A 16,244-nucleotide genomic window follows, 5' to 3' on the forward strand; every position below is an offset into this window, starting at 1 on the left:
GTGCGGGATGCCGGTGAAGACATTCAGGGGCGGGGAAAATAGCAAACCTGGCCGCTGCCATCCAGGGCGATCCTCAGCCATTTCCTGTCGCAGAAACGGCGAAATCGGACGGTTTTTCCGCCACTAAGCGGTTTTCCTCACAAGATGTGCTAGCCCCCGGCGAACAACCCTGCATTCCGCCGTATAATCTTTGTGTGGTCGCGGGGAGCGGCCCCGCTTATAAATTAAATCGTTGAACAGACTTCGCTACGGCATTCTCGCCGAGTTGGTTATCAAAGAGGGAAAACCCATGCGTCATAATTTTTTTTCGTTGGCATTTCTTGCAACGCTGCTAGCACTTGGCAGCATCATCCACCCCGTCACAGCCGCCGATGCTACCGTAGATAAGCCGAAAGCTGAAGCCGCTGACAAGGCTGATAAAAAAGCGGACACCGACAAAGCCGATAAAAAATCTGACGCGAAGAAATCCGAAGAGAAGAACGCCAAGGAGAAGGAACCCGAACAGAAACCGACCAAAGTTCGCCTGGCCCTAATCAAGATCGAAGGCGACTTGCCGGAGTCACCAGGACAAATGTCGCTCTTTGGTGACTTGGGTATCGACCTCCGCAAGATGATTGCCCGGCTCGACAAAGCGGCTGACGACAAGAACATCGACGCCATCATCTTGGAACTTGGCAATGCCAACCTGAGTCGCGGCAAACTCAACGAACTTCGCGATTCGATTCACCGCATTCGTAAGGGTGGCAAAAAGATCTACGCCCAAATGGAATCCGCCGACGGCGAGCAATTGCTCCTGGCAAGTTCGTGCGATGAGATCGTTATGCCCGAAGCAGGGATCATCTTGATTCCCGGCGTGCAATTGGAAATCGCATATTACAAAGATCTGCTCGGCAAGATCGGCGTTGAAGCCGACATGCTGCATGTGGGTGATTCCAAAGGCGCGGCCGAACCCCTGATGCGTCGCAATATGAGCGACCCCGTCCGCAAAAACCTCACGGCATTAGTTGACGATTTATTTGACCAGATGCTCACCACGATCGCCTCGGATCGGCAGCTTCAAATCGAAGAGGTTCGTAAAGTCGTTAATCAAGGCTTGCTTACCGCCAACGAAGCGAAGAAGGCTGGGCTGATCGACCGCGTCGAATACTTCGACGAATTTCGCGAACAGCTCACGAAACAATACAAAGCCGACAAGCTGGTTTATGTCGTCAATTACGGCAAGCAGGAAATCGATACTGACTTTTCTGGCCCGATGGGCATGATGAAATTGTTTCAATCGATTCTAGGCGCCAGCACCAGCGGCGATGGCGTGACGGGTCCCAAGATCGCCCTCGTGTATGCGGTTGGACCGATCATGTCTGGCAAAAGCCAAAGCGGCTTCGGCGGCGAAGCGATGGGCTCGGAAACTATCGTCGAAGCCCTGCACAAAGCAGCCGCAGACGACGAAGTGAAAGCCATCGTGTTGCGGATCAACAGTCCCGGCGGTTCAGCTTTGGCGAGCGACATGATTTGGCACGCCACACAGAAGATCGACAAGCCGATCATCGCCAGCATGAGCGACGTTGCCGCCAGCGGTGGCTACTACATCGCCATGGGTGCCGACAAGATCTACGCCGAGCCCGGCACAATCACCGGCTCGATCGGCGTCGTCGGCGGCAAGTTGGCGATGAACGGTCTGTATAGCAAGCTCGGCATCACCACCGACGCAATTCGCCGCGGTGATAACAGCACGATCTTTTCGGCCACTGAGAAGTTCTCCGAGGGAGAACGCAAAGTCGTCGAGAACATGATGCAGGACGTTTACCGGCTCTTCACGACCAAAGCGGCTGAAGGGCGGAAGATGAAGCTCAAGGACTTAGAATCGCTGGCCAGCGGACAAGTTTACACGGGCCGCATCGCCAAGCGGAAAGGGCTGATCGACGAAGTCGGCAGCCTGAAAGATGCCTTCCATGCCGCCAAGGTCGCCGGCGGGCTCGATCCCGACAAGAAGTATCAACTCTTGGTGCTGCCCGAGCCAGTCAATCCGCTGGAAGAGCTGTTCGGCGCCGACTTAGACAAAGAACGCGAAACCGAGATCCTCAGCGGCTTGAATTCGTTGATACCCGAACTCGCGGCCCCGTTGGTTCACGCTCTGCAATTGCGTGAGCTGATGCAGGATCCGGCGATGGTGCTGATGCCCTTCTGGTTAGAGGTAAAGTAGCCTGGTGGAAGTATAGTAGATCAAAAGTCCAGCCTGAGAACTTGTCGTGTGTGCCAATTCGCACGGCACATCCAGAGCAGTGGCTAAATTCTCGGCTTTGTGCGCCCGGAACAGCGTTTGCCTCTTTGATCTTGCATGGTTCACTCGATGCAACTGGGGGCAATTCGATGTATACGTCACACAATTGGTCAAGAATCTTAGTGATTGCCGGGCTGATGAGCATGATCATAGGAGCTATCGACCCGCTCGAAGGCTGCGTCGTTATATTGGCTGGAATCGCAGCGGCCGCGCTTGGTGCTTATTTAGGCCAGACGCGACATCGGAGGTTCCTTTACTCGGGCCTCGCGGCGGTTGTCTGCGGCGTCGCGGCGATGATCATCCTAAGCGGATTCGGCGGCATCGGCGGCCGCAGCGGACACTCGCTTTGGTGGGGTCTGTTGATGGTCCCCTACCCCGTGGGCTGGCTGTTAGGACTCATCGGGGTTGGATATGCGCTTGTCGAGTTTTATCGACTAAGGTCGCTGCCGAAGAATGGGTTGCAGTGATTTAATTCACACAGATTGGATCGCCACTGCAATGACCGCTACAATCCCTGCATGATCCCGAATAAGCATTTGCTACTACGAAAGTATGGGAAGCCTGCAATCACGATTGCAGTGATAGCCGCCCTCACTGGCTATCTTTTTTATCCAGTTCGCCCCTTGAACAACGTAGAGAAGCAACTTGTCGGCAAATGGCAATTCGACATTAAGTACCCGAATGGCATGCGCTATTGCTACATCTTTCAAAAAGATCGAACTATGAAAGGTGTTGTGATCGAGTCCCAAAAAGCGCCCGTCGAATTGCTTAACGGAAGCTGGAAGATCCAAAACCAAAGATTGACTATTTCCCCTCGAGGTATCGGCGCATCGTATAATTTGCTCGAAAAGATATTGGGAATAACCGCCAATGATTCTCCCTATCAACCCCAGGAAATGGTCTCATTTACGGAAAATCAGTTGGTACTTAGAACGAGCAAGAAAAGCGGAGCTATCTTGTATCGGATCAATTCGCCGTAACTCACTCCTCTTCGCTCCCAATCCGCTCCTTGCCCACCCACTTGCGTAAGACCTCGGGAATCACTATCGACCCGTCGGCTTGTTGGTAGTTCTCCAGAATAGCGATCAGCGCGCGGCTGATTGCTACGGCCGTGCCGTTGAGGGTGTGGACGAGTTGGGTTCCCTTTTCGCCTTTCACTTTGCTACGGATGTTGAGGCGGCGGGCTTGGTAGTCGGTGCAGTTGCTCGTGCTGGTGACTTCGCCGTATTCGCCGGCGTTGCCACGGCCTGGCATCCAGGCTTCGAGATCGAACTTGCGATACGCGGGGCCACCGAGATCGCCGGTGGCGGTGTCGATCACGCGATAGGGGATGCCGAGGCCGTCAAAAATCTTGCACTCAAGATCGCAGAAATATTGGTGCATCGCGTCGCTTTGCTCGGGGAGCGTGAAGGCGAACATCTCGACCTTGGTAAATTGATGCACACGGTACAAGCCGCGTGACGCTCGGCCCGCTGCGCCGGCCTCGGTGCGGAAACAATGGCTCACACCGCACATCTTGAGCGGCAGCTTCTCGGCCTCCAACACTTCGCCCGAATACAAACCGCCGAGGGTGATCTCCGCCGTGGCGACCAAATTGAGATCGAAATTCTCGATCGAGTAAATCTGCGTCTCGGGGCCGCGCGGGATAAAACCGATCCCTTGCAGAATCTCGCCGCGGGCCAGGTCGGGGGTAATCGTGGGGACAAACCCTTCGCCAACCAGAAACTGGATCGCATATTGCTGAAGCGCGAGCTCCAGCAGGGCGCCCTCGTTCTTCAAAAAGTAAAAACCGTTGCCAGCGATGCGGGCTCCCCCTTCAAAATCGATCAGGTCATGCTGTTCAGCGAGTGCTACGTGATCGAGAATCGGGAAGCTGAATTTGCGGACCTCGGGTCCACCGCGGCGAATCTCGCGGGCGTGATCTTCTCCACCAATCGGCGCTTCGGGGTGCGTCAGGTTGGGCATGCTGCGATAAATGGCACCCGCTTCGGCACCCAAACGATCCATCTCGAATTGCAGCTTATCCTTTTCTTCTCTGAGGGCCCGACCTTCTTCCTTGCGTTGGTCGCGTTCGGCATCGTCCTTGGCCGTGCCAATCGACTTGCTCACGACATTGGCCTGCCGCGAAAGTTCTTCGATTTGCTGCTGCATCTGGCGGCATTCGGTTTCCAGCCGCGCGAAGCGATGCACGTCGGCCTTCACGCCGCGGACGTCGCAGTTCTTCTGAACCAAATCGGGATTTTCGAGAATGAATCGTTTATCGAGCATGTCGCTACACTTCCTGGTTGACCTTAGCGAGCGAATCCCACAGCGCCGCACTCGTGCGAATGCCGCGATGGTAGTCGGCCAGCGTAAATTTTTCGTTCGGAGAATGTAGGTTATCGTCGTTCTGTCCCCAGCCCAACAGCAACACGTCGGCTTCGAGCCGGTCGGCGAATTTGTTGACGATGGGAATCGAGCCCCCCTCGCGCATGAAGACTGGCCGCTTGCCGAAACCTACCTCAATCGCGTCTGCCGCCGCTTCGAGATACGGACTTTCCAAAGAAATCACAATGCCGGGGGCACCATGAAAATCGATCGGCTCCATCGTGATCCCAGGAGGCACCAGGGGTTCGAGGAGTTGCTTGAGCCCCGCCAAAATCTTCTGCGGATCTTGATTGGGAACTAGACGGAAACTGAACTTCGCCGACGCACGGCTGGGGAGAACCGTTTTTGCCCCCTCACCTTGATAACCCGAGGTCAAACCACAAATGTCGAACGTCGGTCTTGCCCAACGACGTTCGAGCGTGCTGTAACCTTTCTCGCCAGTGACACCGTTGATGCCCAAATCCTTTTTGAACTCGTCTTCATTGAACGGCAGCGAACGAAATTCTTCGCGTTCACGATCGGTGAGCGGCACAACGTCGTCATAGAAGCCAGGAATCTGCACGCGGCCATCGGCATCGATCAAAGCACTCATCATCTTGCAGAGCGCGATGGCCGGATTGGTCACCCCGCCCCCAAACACGCCTGAATGCAAATCACGATTCGGACCAGTGAGAAAAATTTCGCAATAGGCGATTCCCCGCAGGCCATAAGTGATCGCCGGCACACCGGGGGCGAATTGGCTGGTGTCGCTGATGACGACACAATCGCAGGCGAGCTTCTCGGTATTGCCTGCGAGGAAGTCATCCAAATTGTCGCTGCCGACTTCTTCTTCCCCTTCAATAAGGAACTTCACTTGCAGCGGTAGTTTCTTTTGCGTTTTGAGCCAGGCCGCCACACTATGCACGTGCGTGAGCATTTGCCCTTTGTCGTCGGTGGCTCCGCGGGCAAAGATCGCCCCGTTGCGCACTGTCGGTTCAAACGGCGGCGTGATCCACTTGTCGAGTGGATCGGGAGGCTGCACATCGTAATGACCATAAACCAATACTACAGGCGCGCCGGGCACGGCGGGGGTTTCGGCATAGACGATAGGATGCCCAGGAGTGCAGATCAATTCCGGCTTCAAGCCCAAGCTCGTCAAATGGCTGACCAACCACTCGGCGGCACGCTTGACGTCGGGAGCGAATTTGGAATCGGCACTGATGCTCGGAATCCGCAAAAGTTCGCTGAGGAGCACATCGTGCTCCTCGTGATTTTGATCGACAAACTCAAGCACCTGATTAACGGCGGAAGATGTCACAGTGCGCTCTGTTCCTGCAAGAAGCCGCCATTGGCAGCAATTGTCATTTTTGCCTCGTAATTCGCAGCATACCGCCCGGCTGCCGCCTGTCGGGGAGTTCCCCCAACATGAGGGAATCTAATATAATGCGACACTTGCCCTTTTGCTATAAGGGTGCTGGCTAGGGGGAGCGGCTCGGACTGGCCGTAATCGACTCGGAGGCTCGACGGATGGATTGGGATGACGACGAACAAGACGAAGGGGTTGTTACGGTAGCCCCCGTCAAGCAAGAAACTCCGCAAAAAGAACGCCGTCGGCAACCGCGTTACAACGTGCTGTTGTGGGATAGTGACGACCATACGTTTGACTACGTGGAAAAGATGCTCCGCGAGCTCTTTGGCCATGAGAAGGAACAGTGCGAAGAAATTGCCAAGACCGTCGACAAAGACGGCAAGGCGGTCGTCCTGACAACAACCTTAGAACACGCGGAACTCAAACGCGACCAAATCCACGCCTACGGCAAAGACCATCTCGAAGGCAGCAAAGGTTCGATGTGGAGTACGATCGAACCGACGGAGTGAACCAAAGGGGGAAGGCGGAAGGGGGATGGGGGAAGATGAAGAATGAAATGCTGAGGGAGCGAACTAAGAAATTTGCTCTGCGAATCATTCGTCTCTTTGTCGCGCTTCCCCGAGCCACAGATGCACAGACAATCGGCAAACAGCTTTTGCGCTCAGGTACGTCGGTAGCAGCAAACTATCGAGAAGCATCTCGAGCCAGATCAGATGCCGAGTTGAAATCAAAACTTGGTATTGTTGAACAAGAATTAGATGAATCGTTACTATGGATGGAGCTGCTAGTTGAGTCTGGGATTGTTGAGGAAGCAAAACTCAAAGACTTAATCCAAGAAGCCAATGAGTTACTGGCGATGACTGTTGCTGCAATTAAAACTATGAAATCCCGTGAATGAATTGGTCTTATCCGCCTTCCCCCTTCCGCCCTCCCCCTTTGCACTCTTACCCGTCTGCCATGAAGCTCAAAACCGTCACCCTGGGTTGCAAAGTTAATCAATACGAAACCGAATTCCTGCGCGAAGGATTGTTCGGAATTGGTTACCAAGATGCGGCCGAGAGCGATCCTGCGGACCTGTGCGTTGTGAATACTTGCACGGTGACTGCCGAAGGAGATTCCAAAAGCCGACAAATCATTCGCCGGCTCGCGCGGGAAAACCCGGCGAGCAAGATCGTAGTGATGGGCTGCTATGCCACGCGTGCTCCTGAGGAAGTTGCCTCGCTGCCGAATGTCACCGAAGTGCTCACCGATAAGCGCGAGCTTTCCGACTTGTTGGGACGTTTTGGCGTGACCGATGTACCCACCGGGATTTCAGGTTTTGGTCGTCGGCATCGAGCTTATGTTAAAGTTCAAGATGGTTGTTTGCTGCGCTGCAGCTTCTGCATCATTCCGATGGTGCGGCCGGAGCTTTCCAGTCGTCCCATGGCACATATTCTTGATGAAGTCCGACGGCTCGCCGACAACGGCTACCGTGAAGTTGTGCTGACAGGGATTCACTTGGGGCACTATGGCGTGGATTGGAACCGTTACGAACCCAAAGAAAATTGGACGCGGCTTTCGCATCTGGTTCGAGCCATCGCCGAACTGCCGGGCGATTTTCGCGTGCGACTCTCCAGCATCGAAGCCACGGAAGTCACTCGTGAACTGATCGATGTGATGGCCGATAATCCGGAAAAGATTTGCCCTCATTTGCACGTTTCGATGCAGAGCGGCAGCGACAGCGTGTTGCGGAGAATGCGGAGACGCTGGGGAAGCCGCCGGTTTATCGATCGCTGCGAGTTGCTCAAAGAACGGCTCGACCTTCCGGCGATCACGACCGACATCATCGTTGGTTTCCCGGGCGAAACCGAAGCCGAGTTTGCGGAGACTTGCGAAACGGCTCGTCAGGTTGGGTTTTCTAAGATTCACATTTTTCCGTTCAGTGCCCGGCGTGGCACACCGGCGGCAGAGATGCCGAACCAACTTTCCAAACAGGCCAAGCACGAACGCATGCAAGAGCTCGCGCGGGTGGAAGCCGAGTTGCAGGCTGACTATTTTGCCAGCCTCACCGGAAAGCAACTACGAGTACTGGTCGAATCGCCTCTCGAAGGCAATTTAGATCGTGTGGTAGGAACTTCTTGTCGTTACGCGCCGGTGGAACTGCCGAGTTCGGCAGGTTCATGCGGTGAGTTTGTCGACGTGGTTGCTGGACCAGTACGCGAAGGGCGAATTGCTGGCCAATGCTTTTCAAACCACTGATGGACGCTGAGATACGCTAATAAAAAGAAAGAATGATATTAGCGATCATTAGCGTCAATTAGCGGTTAAAATCTTCTCCGCTTCATCACACAGCTTTTTGGCCTCTTCAGCGGTTGGCGCTTCGGCAAAGATTCGCACGATGGGTTCCGTGTTGCTGCCACGAATCAAGAGCCACTTCCCCGGCCAATCGAACCGCAAGCCATCGAGATTGTCGCAACTGGCATTCTCGAAATGATGTTGCAAAGAGACAAATGCCACTGAGATTTTGTCCGTAGGCAACGTGACTTTGGATTTGTGAATGGCGTACTGGGGCAATTCGGCAACCAGTGCGCTGACGGTCTTTTCGCGTGCGGCCATCGCATCGAGCATCAAAGCCATGCCTGCGAAACTATCGCGCACTAAACCAACCCTCGGGTCAATCACGCCGCCGTTACCTTCGCCACCTAAGATCGCCTTCTCGCCGAGCATGAGATCAACGACGTTCGCCTCTCCCACTTTGGAACGAAAGAACGGCACATCATATTTTTCGGCCAAGTCTTGCGTCATCCGGCTCGTGGAACAATTCGTCACAACAGGCCCCGGCGTTTTTCGCAACACGTGATTGGCAACCAGCGACAACGTGAACTCTTCGCCGATGTAGTTCCCTTGCTCGTCGATAATAGCCAAGCGATCCGCATCGGGGTCCTGACAAAATCCAATGTCGGCACGGAACTCACGCACTTCTTTCAGCACCGATTGCAGATTCTCGCTCGTGGGTTCCGGCGGATGGGCGAAATTGCCGTCCGGCTTCTCGCCAAGCACTTTGACTTCGCAATCCAGCGCTTCAAGCAGAGGTTTTCCCAACACGCTCCCCGCCCCATGATTCGCATCCAGCAACACACGAAACTTACGAGACTTAATACGTTCGACATCGCAAATCGCCAGCAGTAATTTCAAATGTGCGGAGGTCGTGTCGGAAATGGGTTGGCATTCGCCGAGCTCGTCGAATTTTTTCCAGCGTGGACGGTTGGCATGAAAGCGGTCGATCACCTTTTGACCTTGTACCGCGGGGATCACCCGCCCGGTCGAATCAAACAATTTGATGCCGTTGTATTCCGATGGATTATGGCTCGCTGAAATCTGAATCCCCCCCGCCGCCTTGAGGTCACGCACCAGCACACCCGTCGTCGGCGTCGATGCGATGGCACAATCGAGGCAGCTGCGTCCCATCGCGAGAAGTGCGGACTGGACAGCCGCTTCCATGAGCGGGCCGGTGTGGCGCCCGTCCCGCGTAACCACCACCGGCCCCGACGGAAGCTCTTCAGCAAATGCGGCCGTGTAGCGGATGATGATCTCGGGGGTGAGCGATAGCCCCACGATGCCACGCAAACCGGAAACACTAATAATCAGGTGACTCATGCCCAGGGATTTCTGAAAAAGGAGGGAATGGGAAGAGTCAAATCTAGCACGAACTCAACACCGACAATATGGCTATAATCGAAGGAATGAGTTCCGACAAACATCATTCCCGGCGTGATTTCCTGCAGGGCAAGGCCGCAGCGCGGAGCTTGGCGGATCGTGTCTTTGACTGGGCCCAGCAATGGGTCGATTCAGCGACGGAGCTCATTGCTGACCGCTTTCCGACCACACCCACAATCCATATCGAAGCCTCTCGGCGAGCGATGGCCTGTGAATTCGTCGTCCGTTATCACGACACAGATCGACATCTTGCCGGCGATATGTTGGAAGCCTTCGACGAAATCGAACGGATCGAAGACCTGCTCACGATTTATCGGCCCACCAGTCAGGTGAGCGAGATCAATCGTCTGGCCGCCACGCAGCCAGTTTCCGTGGACCCGGAGCTTATTAAGTTGCTGCAACTCGCGGTGAAACTGTACGACGATACCGCAGGGGTCTTCGATATCACGGCGACACCGTTATCGCGGGTCTGGGGTTTCTTGAAACGTGAGGGACGACTGCCCAGCGACGAAGAAATCTCCGCGGCCGTAGAAATGGTTGCGAAGTCTGACCTTGTGATCAATCAGGCCGCGAGCACCGTGCGATTTGCTCACACCGGCATGGAAATCAATTTCAACGCCCTCGGCAAAGGCTACGCACTCGACCGCGCGGCTGCTTTGCTGAACGAACGTGGGGCACACGATTACCTGTGGCACGGTGGCAAAAGCAGCGTGTTAGCGCGGGGAAAAAATCGGGGGGACGATCACGACTGCTGGAGCATTGGGCTACGGCATCCGCTCGAACAAAATTACCGCCTCGCCGAATTTCATTTACGCGATCAGGCCTTGGGCACATCCGGCGGAGCGACACAATTTTTCGACCACGAGGGACGCCGCTACAGCCACGTAATTGACCCACGCACCGGTTGGCCCGCCGCGGGCGTATTCACGGCAACTGTGGTGGCAGAAACCGCAGCCGAGGCCGATGCTCTCTCCACGGCGGCTTTTGTGCTTGGTCCCGAAGAAGCCGCGAATTTGTGTTCGCGACGGCCTGACATTCGCATGGTATTGGTGTGTCCCGCGGATTCGGAATTCGGTATCACTGTGTATACGGGAAATCTCACGGACGAGCACTGGACTCCGCTGTGCGATGCGCGAATGCTGACCACTTTGTAGGCGAAGTGGTCAGTCGATGACTTCAATCACCTCGAACCTGCTACCACCTACCTTCACGAGAGACGCTTGACGTGGATTGGCTGATCCAAAACGGCGGTTACCTGGGCATCGTGATTTTCCTGGTACTCACGGGTTGTGGTCTGCCGATCCCCGAAGAAATTCCCATCATTCTGGCGGGGGTGCTTAGTTCGCAGGGGCACTTCGATCCATGGCTCGCCTTCGCGGCCTGTCTTGTGGGGGCTTTGCTTGGCGATAGTGCCATGTATGGCATTGGCTATCACTTTGGCCATGGGCTGGTTCAACGCCACCCAAAGCTCAGCAAATGGCTGGGGGCCACGCGTCACGAAAAGTTCGACGCGGCAATTAAGAAACATCTGTTCAAAGTGATGGGGGTGGCCCGTTTTATGGTGGGCGTGCGTGGACCGGTTTATCTGTCCGCAGGAATCATGCGCGTTCCCTTTCGCGAGTTTATTTTTTACGACATGTTTTGCGCGACGCTCGTGGTGGGCACTTTCTTTTGGACGGCCCATTTCTTCGGCGATCACATCACCGAATTGCTCCGCGATGCCGAGTGGGCGCTCACGTTGCTCGTCCTCTTGGGCGGATTGATCGGCACCTATTGGTGGATCAAGCGCGAAAAACAACCGCTCCTCGATGAAGCGCTCGTGCGTGTGGCCCAAGATGATGAACCGGAATCGGTTTAGTCCCACCACCATTGCTCGGATGGTGCATCATCCTTGAGACCGACCGCGACTTTTTCATCGGTTTCCAGCTTGAGTTGCCTGGGTGCGTCGACCCACACGCCGCCGCTGATTCCTGCGACGATATGCTTTTTCTTGATCACGCGGTGATTGATGACAGTTTCTACTTCTTGCGGCACGGCCATGCGAGGTAGTCGCAAAGAACCCGCGTCTTCAAATAATGCCGATTTCCAACCTGAGCGGCCGACGAGTTGTTCACGCTCAACAAGCGCCAAGACCACCGCAAGGTCGAAGATATTCTGGAGCTCGCCATACAATGGGTATTTGTCGGCAATCTGAGCAAAGTGTTTGGTAAAAGACTCGGCAAAGCGGCGATTGAGATCGTCGGACTGATTCGTGTGAATTCGTTGGCCACGCGCGGCGATAAGCTCATTTTCACTCAGCACTTGGACCCCGCCAGTCGGAATCTCGAAGGCATCACGCGTGGCACTCGCTTTGATGGGACGCTCGGTGAGTGCAAACCACCAACGCAATACGTTCATCGGCGGGGCTGAACCATCGGCGGCAAGTTGCACTGTGTCCAGATAGCTGCTGACGCCATCCACCCCATTGGCGAGTCCCATGCCGATGAGCTTCATGTGATAGTCGGCCACCAACAAAACTCGCGCCATGTGGCTATCAGGGGTCGTGCCGAAGAATTCCACGTCCTGCTTGCCAAGGCTATCGCGGAGGCCTGTGAGCCAGTCCTTCCGATCGCTGGGCTCAATGGCTTGGTTGGCCGTACGATTCAAATACTCTTGCGTTTCAGCCAGCGCTTGCTGTCGAGGTGTGATCGAACAACCAAACGCTGCCCCCGTGTTGTGTCGTCGCCACAATGTGAGCAAATCGTCCAGCCGGACAACGGGCTGTCCGGACTCTGTGCTGACGATGATACCCGACGGATCGACCTGCCAATCTCCCGCTGGTCCCGCCAAGATCAAATCGTTTGTCTTGGGATTGATCAGCACAAACTGAATTCGTTGCAACCCGGCGAGCGTGAGCATCTCGGGAGGAAGTGGTTTGTGCTCGGCTTGGTGTTTGGCAATCGCTCGCTCGAGTTGCGGCAGCGACACATAACGGAGCGGTGAGCTTTGCCGGACATCGCCACCTGCCGCTAGAGGCTTGGGCTCACGCTTGAGACTGACCGCGGTCAACTGCGAACGATCGAATCGCAAGGTCCCTTCGGGATCGGCATACACGCCCGTGGGAAACGGTTGAATCTCGCCTTCACCGCTACCGTTTTCCATCCAAGTGTCGTATTCCACGGTCGACACGATCAAGTCGATGAGCGAATCGAAGTCGGCATTGGCTGCGCCTCCCGGTGCCCCCGGGCCTAAACCCACCGGCCCCGGCCCACCAAAGAAACCAATGTTCCCCAGGCCTTGGTTGGCTTGTCCCTGATTCCCTTGCGGCGGCAAGGCTTGCTGGGCAGGGAGAGTTTCAACGGTGAGGAGCAGGCCAAGAATAGCTCCCCAAAATCGCGAAGTGTTCATAGTGCACCTTCCCTCTGTTCCGGAAAAAGAAGATGCCGTGATTATCGCGCGGGGCTCGGCGAAAGTCCACAAGATCGAGAAACCATCGCAAATCGTAGCCCACCTAAACGAAAAACGGCTCCTTACCCGTGAGAGTAAGGAGCCGTTTTATTCTTATTCAGTTGTCAAACCTTGTGGGTTTGTTGACTGATCTCAGCCTGCACAACCGCAGCTTGGTTCGCAGCAGCTGTCAGCACCGCATGCATCGGCACAACCGCAGCTTGGTTCGCAGCAGCAAGCCTTCTTGCAGCATTTGCGAGCACGCATCTTGGCCAAGAGGCCGCAACGCTTCTTGCAGCAGCAACCGTGACCGGCATTGCAGCAGGTGTCTTCAGCACAACCGCAGCTTGGTTCGCAGCAGCTGTCATCGGCACAACCACAGCTGGGCTCGGCACCGCAGCAGCCGTTGTCGGCACCGCAAGCGTCAGCACAACCGCAGCTTGGTTCGCATGCATCGGCACAACCACAGCTAGGTTCGCAGCAGCAAGCCTTCTTGCAAGCATGACGAGCTTTGCAGCGGGCGAACAAACCACAACGCTTCTTGCAGCAGCAGCCACAAGCAGGGGCACAGCAGTCATCGGCACAACCGCAGCTTGGTTCGCAAGCGTCGGCACAGCCACAGCTGGGCTCAGCACCACAGTCATCAGAACAACCACAGCTCGGCTCGGCACAACCACCAAACAGGCCGAACGCGTTGGCATTCGAAGCACTGCTCAGAACAATTGCGACGCACAAACCAAGCGCCGACAGGAGGACATTACTCTTCATTTGGGAGGCTCCTAAATTGAGGGGGAAACACAGTGGCCGCCACGGCACAAGGAAGGGTCTGGACTGCACTTGCTTATGGGAAGCGTAGAGTGCTCATCGCGAAACCTTTGTCTTCCTTTGCGAGCGGCTAACGCTCCATTGGATATGACAGCTATCGACGAAGGTCACAGAAACCCTTGATGACTTTCAAGAAATTGCTATCACTCTTTCGCGACCGCGTTCCGCGCATTTCGTTCGTAGCGATTGAGACCGGTTGAGGCGAGTTTTCCCGGGGATTTTACGATCGATTCAATCGTTCTGCCCCGCACAAGCCGTTCATCGCGCATGCGCGAAACAGCTTCTCGGGGGAGGGTCTGTGCTCGTGGGAGCTAGAAAAGACGCTCGACCGTGGCCAGAGCACTTTCGCGCATAATTGTCTCGCATTGCCGCGAGCAGTTATGAGAAATCGCAATACGACTTTTAATCACTATTAGCAGATCGAAACGATTCCTCGCGTCGTTTAACCACTTTGCCTATTCCTATAAGCCACGGCACCCCATGCCGAAAAATGGTCTAGGCTTCGCTAGAAGTTGGTTGTAAGAGTCTGCCTAGTAACCTAGCGCGAAGCAGTCGCACGGACGTGTCTCGCCTTCAACCAGGAGATCCATCATGCAATCGATTCAATCGTTACAGCCCGTCTATTCGGTGTATGGCGACGACCCAAATTTGGCCGAACTTGTGGCGATCTTTGCCCACGAGCTGCCCCAGCGTCTCGAAACGCTCCGTTCTCACGCCGAAGTGGCCGACTGGGAATCGGTCGCCCGCGTGGCCCATCAACTCAACGAACTGGCCAGCAACTACGGCTTTGCCAAACTCAGTACTCTCGCGGCTCGTCTCGAGATGTGCTGCGAGGAAGAAGCCAGCCCCGGCGAAACTTTGAAGGCCCTCGACCGTTTTGCCGAATACTGCGACCGAGTTCGCCCCGGCACCGCCGCTTAAGACTTGGCTGCCATCCGTAGGGCGACCAGATACGGGACGGGCTCGCTGCCTAGGGCATTGAGCACGGTTCCCCCTGCGGTGAAGACGTGCGTCACCCAGTCCGGTTTACCGTAGAGTTCAAGGGCTTTACCCCCTTCGCCGCCACCGACGTAAACCTCGACCTCCGAATCGGTCATCCGCTTGAGCTGAGGTATGAAGTTTTTCGTGCCCGCCTCAAAGCGTGGATCTTCGAACATGCCGAAGACGCCGTTGTGAAACGCCACGGCTCCGCGGGGATGGTCGACCAGGAACTCGGTGACTTTTTCTTCAAAGAGCTTGCTCGACTCGGGGCCAATATCGAACTGCTGTTGATCTGGGGCGAGATTCTCGACCACCGAGCCGTCCTCGACCACGGAATCAACCGGCACGATAAACTCAATGCCTTTCATCCGGCCCTCGGTGACCATTTCCTTGGCCTGAGCCACCCGCTCAGCCGGAATATAGTAGGGCTTGTCGGAGTGGGCAGGATCTTCGGCGACACCCAGGCAGCAAGGTTTGCCGTCGATTTCGCCAATCGCTTTCTTCAACGCCATCGCCAGCGACCCGGCGGCAAAGACCGTCTTGATCGTTCCCCGACCAATCATTGCTTCGAGGTCATCGAGCTTGTCAATTTTAAGCCCGCTGAAGATCACCAATTGTGTCTTCAAACACTTCCGCATGGGGCCGTCGAATTCCGACGCCTCGTAAGTTCCCATTGCCACACGGTCCATCGCCGCGGGAATCACCACACTCGATGTATCCAAGCTGCCGGCGGAAAGTGCTTCGTGCACGTAGACCTTGGCGATCTTGGCCGCGAAGTCGTTGGCAAATTTGCTCAGCGATTCGGCCAACTTGGGAAGATCAGCCTCTTTGGCTTTCCACAGCACGGTTTCGATTTTGTATTTGCGGGTGTTCTCCAGCATGATCACCGCGCCCGGCTTGGCGTCGGCAATTTGCTTGGCCACGGAATCCAGAATCATGTCGTTCGATTCGTCGATCCAATCAGTGATCAACGTCACATCTTGCCCCAGCAATTCGCCCAACCGGGCTGCGACCTTATTAAGCGAACCTTCCGGCTTGCGGCCAATGTGGCCAAAAATGATTTGCTTCCAGCCGCGCTCGCTGCCGTATTTGAGCGTATCGACCATCGATTGCAGGCGGATGTCTCCCTCACCAACCTTGGCCCCTGGCTTGGCATCGACGTCGCCGCGAATAGCGACCGGTGTTCCTGACGGCACGTCAGCCAGCGTATCCAAACGCGGCACCGTGGAAAGATAATCAACAAGTTCCAGCTCGGGTGCTGCCGAACGTCCCGCCAGAAGGGTCTTGAGCCAAGTGGTCATTTGTTCGGAGGTAACAGCCATG

At 55.5% G+C, this 16,244-nt stretch carries 15 protein-coding genes; 9 read left to right on the plus strand and 6 right to left on the minus strand.

The features are described 5' to 3' along the window. Nucleotides 1–289: 289 nt before the first annotated feature. The 3 genes from sppA to SH678x_RS17565 all read left to right on the plus strand — a co-directional run bounded on the left by sppA (nucleotide 290) and on the right by SH678x_RS17565 (nucleotide 3,258). Nucleotides 290–2,200, plus strand: a complete 1,911-nt coding sequence (gene sppA, locus SH678x_RS17555) for a signal peptide peptidase SppA (protein ID WP_496919752.1) — start codon at nucleotides 290–292, stop codon at nucleotides 2,198–2,200. Between the two features lie 167 nt (nucleotides 2,201–2,367). After that, on the plus strand, nucleotides 2,368–2,745 hold the full coding sequence (locus SH678x_RS17560) for a hypothetical protein (RefSeq protein ID WP_496919753.1): 378 nt from the start codon (nucleotides 2,368–2,370) through the stop codon (nucleotides 2,743–2,745). 51 nt (nucleotides 2,746–2,796) lie between these two features. Beyond that, complete coding sequence (locus SH678x_RS17565; protein WP_496919754.1) at nucleotides 2,797–3,258, plus strand: hypothetical protein; 462 nt, start codon at nucleotides 2,797–2,799, stop codon at nucleotides 3,256–3,258. A 1-nt stretch (nucleotide 3,259) separates the two neighbouring features. Here SH678x_RS17565 and serS read toward each other — a convergent pair whose 3' ends face one another. Then, nucleotides 3,260–4,546, minus strand: coding sequence for a serine--tRNA ligase (gene serS, locus SH678x_RS17570; protein ID WP_496919755.1), 1,287 nt, complete (start codon nucleotides 4,544–4,546; stop codon nucleotides 3,260–3,262). 4 nt (nucleotides 4,547–4,550) lie between these two features. After that, nucleotides 4,551–5,942: a dipeptidase gene (locus SH678x_RS17575; protein ID WP_496919756.1), complete on the minus strand. Its 1,392-nt coding sequence runs from the start codon at nucleotides 5,940–5,942 to the stop codon at nucleotides 4,551–4,553. Between the two features lie 209 nt (nucleotides 5,943–6,151). On the opposite strand from SH678x_RS17575, the gene SH678x_RS17580 reads away from it, so the two are divergent. The 3 genes from SH678x_RS17580 to mtaB are packed head-to-tail and all read left to right on the plus strand — an operon-like array spanning nucleotide 6,152 to nucleotide 8,231. Then, entirely contained in the window at nucleotides 6,152–6,502 is a 351-nt protein-coding gene (locus SH678x_RS17580) for an ATP-dependent Clp protease adaptor ClpS (protein WP_496919757.1), read from the plus strand. Nucleotides 6,503–6,537: 35 nt separating this feature from the next. Further along, on the plus strand, nucleotides 6,538–6,891 hold the full coding sequence (locus tag SH678x_RS17585; protein ID WP_496919758.1) for a four helix bundle protein: 354 nt from the start codon (nucleotides 6,538–6,540) through the stop codon (nucleotides 6,889–6,891). A 59-nt stretch (nucleotides 6,892–6,950) separates the two neighbouring features. Further along, on the plus strand, nucleotides 6,951–8,231 hold the full coding sequence (mtaB, locus tag SH678x_RS17590; RefSeq protein ID WP_496919759.1) for a tRNA (N(6)-L-threonylcarbamoyladenosine(37)-C(2))-methylthiotransferase MtaB: 1,281 nt from the start codon (nucleotides 6,951–6,953) through the stop codon (nucleotides 8,229–8,231). A gap of 54 nt (nucleotides 8,232–8,285) precedes the next feature. On the opposite strand, the gene glmM is transcribed toward mtaB, so the two are convergent. Next, nucleotides 8,286–9,629: a phosphoglucosamine mutase gene (gene glmM / locus SH678x_RS17595; RefSeq protein WP_496919760.1), complete on the minus strand. Its 1,344-nt coding sequence runs from the start codon at nucleotides 9,627–9,629 to the stop codon at nucleotides 8,286–8,288. A 68-nt stretch (nucleotides 9,630–9,697) separates the two neighbouring features. On the opposite strand from glmM, the gene SH678x_RS17600 reads away from it, so the two are divergent. Next, nucleotides 9,698–10,843 carry an FAD:protein FMN transferase gene (locus SH678x_RS17600; RefSeq protein ID WP_496919761.1) on the plus strand — a complete coding sequence of 382 codons (1,146 nt, stop codon included), beginning with the start codon at nucleotides 9,698–9,700 and terminating at the stop codon, nucleotides 10,841–10,843. 71 nt (nucleotides 10,844–10,914) lie between these two features. Beyond that, a complete protein-coding gene (locus SH678x_RS17605) occupies nucleotides 10,915–11,547 on the plus strand; it encodes a DedA family protein (RefSeq protein ID WP_496919762.1) in 633 nt (210 codons plus the stop codon). Here the strand turns inward: SH678x_RS17605 and SH678x_RS17610 are convergent. Together SH678x_RS17610 and SH678x_RS17615 are read right to left on the minus strand one after the other, a co-directional pair. Continuing rightward, nucleotides 11,544–13,076 carry a DUF1598 domain-containing protein gene (locus SH678x_RS17610; RefSeq protein ID WP_496919763.1) on the minus strand — a complete coding sequence of 511 codons (1,533 nt, stop codon included), beginning with the start codon at nucleotides 13,074–13,076 and terminating at the stop codon, nucleotides 11,544–11,546. The two genes, SH678x_RS17605 and SH678x_RS17610, sit on opposite strands and share 4 nt — an antisense overlap. Nucleotides 13,077–13,240: 164 nt before the next feature. Beyond that, entirely contained in the window at nucleotides 13,241–13,816 is a 576-nt protein-coding gene (locus SH678x_RS17615) for a hypothetical protein (protein ID WP_496919764.1), read from the minus strand. Nucleotides 13,817–14,531: 715 nt separating this feature from the next. On the opposite strand from SH678x_RS17615, the gene SH678x_RS17620 reads away from it, so the two are divergent. After that, nucleotides 14,532–14,861, plus strand: coding sequence for an Hpt domain-containing protein (locus tag SH678x_RS17620; protein WP_496919765.1), 330 nt, complete (start codon nucleotides 14,532–14,534; stop codon nucleotides 14,859–14,861). Here the strand turns inward: SH678x_RS17620 and pgk are convergent. Next, on the minus strand, nucleotides 14,858–16,243 hold the full coding sequence (gene pgk, locus SH678x_RS17625) for a phosphoglycerate kinase (RefSeq protein WP_496919766.1): 1,386 nt from the start codon (nucleotides 16,241–16,243) through the stop codon (nucleotides 14,858–14,860). The two genes, SH678x_RS17620 and pgk, sit on opposite strands and share 4 nt — an antisense overlap. Nucleotide 16,244: the final 1 nt, after the last annotated feature.

Source organism: Bythopirellula superficialaquae (genome assembly GCF_059632245.1).